Source organism: Rhodococcus sp. (in: high G+C Gram-positive bacteria), from assembly GCF_049286785.1.
Lineage (GTDB): Bacteria > Actinomycetota > Actinomycetes > Mycobacteriales > Mycobacteriaceae > Rhodococcus_F.
The window spans coordinates 1-2814 of the sequence record NZ_JBAQEO010000512.1 but is presented as its reverse complement, the minus strand read 5'-3'; the positions used below and the strand labels follow the sequence as shown (position 1 = coordinate 2814).

Sequence of the window (2814 nt, the reverse complement as noted above, 5' to 3'; positions counted from 1 at the left end):
ATCGCCGGCGTGATCGTGGGTAATCTCCTGGCGGGCTCCGTCGTGGTCGAGACGGTGTTCTCCCGCGCAGGAGTGGGGCGTCTCACGCAGACGTCGGTGATGGCCCAGGACATCCCGGTGGTTCAGGGCATCGTTGTGCTCACCTCGGTCGTCTTCGTCGTCGTCAATCTGGCCGTCGATCTTCTGTATCCCCTGATCGACCCGAGGATCGTCGGCAGCCACCGGACACGAGAGGCCGCATCGGCGGAACGGGTCGAGCAGGAGGAGGAGGCGCTCCATGTCTGACATTCTCACGAGGGAAGTGATCGGGGGCACGGAGGAAATCGCGACGTCCGGTCCGGTCGCCGCCCGGACCGCGGGGCGCCCGACCTCTGCGATCAGGATCCTGCGGGCAGCCACCTGGCTGCGCCGCAACGTCGTGCTGGTGGTCTGCGCTCTGGTGCTTCTGGCCGCGGTCGGATTCGCGGTGGTGCCCTCGGTGTTCGCCGGTGGTGATCCACTGACCGGCGTACCCGCCGGCAAGCTCCAGGCTCCGAGTGCCGCGCACTGGTTCGGGACCGACAACATCGGGCGCGATGTCTACACCCGAGTGGTTCACGGCGCCGGATTGTCGCTCACCGCAACTCTGCTGGCCGTCGGCATCGCTCTGGTGGTCGGGTCGCTGATCGGACTGTTGTCCGGTGCGGTCGGCGGCGGCGTCGACGCGTTGCTGATGCGGATCGTCGACGTTCTGCTGTCCATTCCGGCGCTGTTGCTGTCCCTCGCCTTGGTCACCGCGCTGGGGTTCGGCACCGTCAATGTGGCGATCGCGGTCGGCGTGTCATTGATCGCGAACTTCGCCCGGGTGATGCGTTCGGAGGTGCTGCGGGTGCGCCGTTCCCTGTATGTGGAGGCGGCATTCGCTTCGGGGGTTCGCTGGCACACCGTGCTTCGCAGGCACGTACTGCGCAATTCCTACGCGCCCGTCGTGGCGCTGGCGGCGGTCGAGTTCGGGATGGCCGTTCTCGCCGTCTCCTCCCTGAGCTTCCTCGGATTCGGGGCCGTCCCGCCCACCCCCGAGTGGGGTTCGCTGATCTCCGAGGGACGCAACTACCTCGCGACCGCGTGGTGGATGACCACGCTCCCCGGATTGGTGATCGTCGCCGTGGTGCTGTCGGCACACCGCCTCGGTCATGCACTCGAGCAGAGGGAAGTGGGATGAGTTCGAACACTGTCCGGGAAGGGCGCGCCCCGCTGCTGGAAGTCTCCGGACTCCGGGTGGCGTACGGAAGTCCGGACGATCCCGTCGTCGCTGTGAAGGGCGTCGACCTGACGGTCGCACGCGGTGAGGTGGTGGCCGTGGTCGGTGAGTCCGGCTCCGGCAAATCCACCACCGCGCACGCGATCCTAGGATTGCTCGCCGGCAACGGACGCGCGACCGGCGGAACGGTCACGTTCGACGGGGAGCGACTCGACACCAAGTCCGAGCGCGCGTTCGAGCGCATTCGCGGTGCCAGAATCGGATTGGTGCCGCAGGACCCGACCACCTCACTCAACCCGGTGATACGGGTGGGCGAACAGGTGGCAGAGGTGCTGCGTGTGCACGGTCTCGCCGACCGCCGGTCCGCGAAACGCGAGGCTGTCCGTATTCTCGCCGAGGCCGGAATCGACAACCCGGCGATGCGGGCGCGGCAGTATCCGCAGGATCTGTCCGGAGGGCAGCGTCAGCGGGTGTTGATCGGGATCGCTCTGGCATGCAACCCCGAACTTGTCATCGCGGACGAACCGACCAGTGCGCTCGACGTCACGGTGCAACGTCGCATCCTCGACCACCTCGACGCCAGGATCGCGGAATCCGGAACCGCGGTGCTGCTGATCACTCACGACCTCGGTGTTGCCGCGGACCGTGCCGACCGGATCGTCGTCATGAGCCAGGGCGAGGTGGTGGAGACCGGCCCCACGCGGCAAATTCTGGAGAATCCTCGACACGAGTACACGCGCTCTCTGCTGAAGGCGGCTCCCAGCCTGTCTTCGGAACTCGGCCACCGGAGGTCGAAAGGAGACAGTTCCCCCCGCGGGGTCCTGCTCCGAGTGTCCGGCGTGTCCAAGAGGTTCCGCATCGAACGGCGCACGGCGATCGATGCGGTGTCCGACGTGTCGTTCGAGGTTCCGCGCGGCCGCACCCTGTCGCTGGTCGGCGAGTCCGGTTCGGGCAAGTCGACGGTAGCCCGCATCGCGATCCGGCTGGAATCCCCGACGCACGGCCGGGTCGAATTCGACGGACAGGACATCACGAATCTTCGCGGTGGTGCGCTGCGGGCACTGCGCAGGCGGGTGCAGATCGTGTACCAGAACCCGTATGCCTCGCTCGATCCCAAGCTGCCCGTCGGTGACATCGTGTCGGAACCGCTCGGGGCCTTCGGTGTCGGAACCAAGTCGGAACGGTCGGCGCGGGTGGCAGAGCTCCTCGAACAGGTGGCGCTGCCCCGCACGTTTCTCGACCGCCGGCCTGCTGAACTGTCCGGCGGGCAGCGTCAGCGCGTAGCGATCGCCCGCGCGCTGGCGTTGCACCCGGAACTCGTGGTGCTCGACGAACCGGTGTCCGCACTGGACGTCTCGGTGCAGTCGCAGATCCTCGACCTACTGGGAAACCTGCAACACGAACTGGGTCTGAGCTACCTGTTCATCTCCCACGATCTCGCCGTGGTGCGCCAGATCAGCGACACGGTCGCGGTGATGCGCCGCGGACGCATCGTCGAATCCGGCACCACGAAAGAGATCTTCGACAACCCGAGCCACGACTACACCCGGGAACTGCTCGACGCGATCCCCGGT

At 67.0% G+C, this 2814-nt stretch carries 3 protein-coding genes; all 3 read left to right on the top strand.

Annotated elements, in window-relative coordinates; all coding sequences use genetic code 11:
- A partial coding sequence (locus WAW17_RS18525) for an ABC transporter permease subunit (RefSeq protein ID WP_422334394.1) occupies positions 1–285 on the top strand: 285 nt, incomplete at its 5' end.
- Positions 278–1201 carry an ABC transporter permease gene (locus WAW17_RS18520; RefSeq protein WP_422334393.1) on the top strand — a complete coding sequence of 308 codons (924 nt, stop codon included), beginning with the start codon at positions 278–280 and terminating at the stop codon, positions 1199–1201. The genes WAW17_RS18525 and WAW17_RS18520, both read left to right, overlap by 8 nt.
- A partial coding sequence (locus tag WAW17_RS18515; RefSeq protein ID WP_422334392.1) for a dipeptide ABC transporter ATP-binding protein occupies positions 1198–2814 on the top strand: 1617 nt, incomplete at its 3' end. The genes WAW17_RS18520 and WAW17_RS18515, both read left to right, overlap by 4 nt.

Coding starts and splice junctions, on each gene's coding strand:
- WAW17_RS18520 (WP_422334393.1), top strand. CDS start 278: ATGTCTGACATTCTCACGAGGGAAGTGATCGGGGGCACGGAGGAAATC.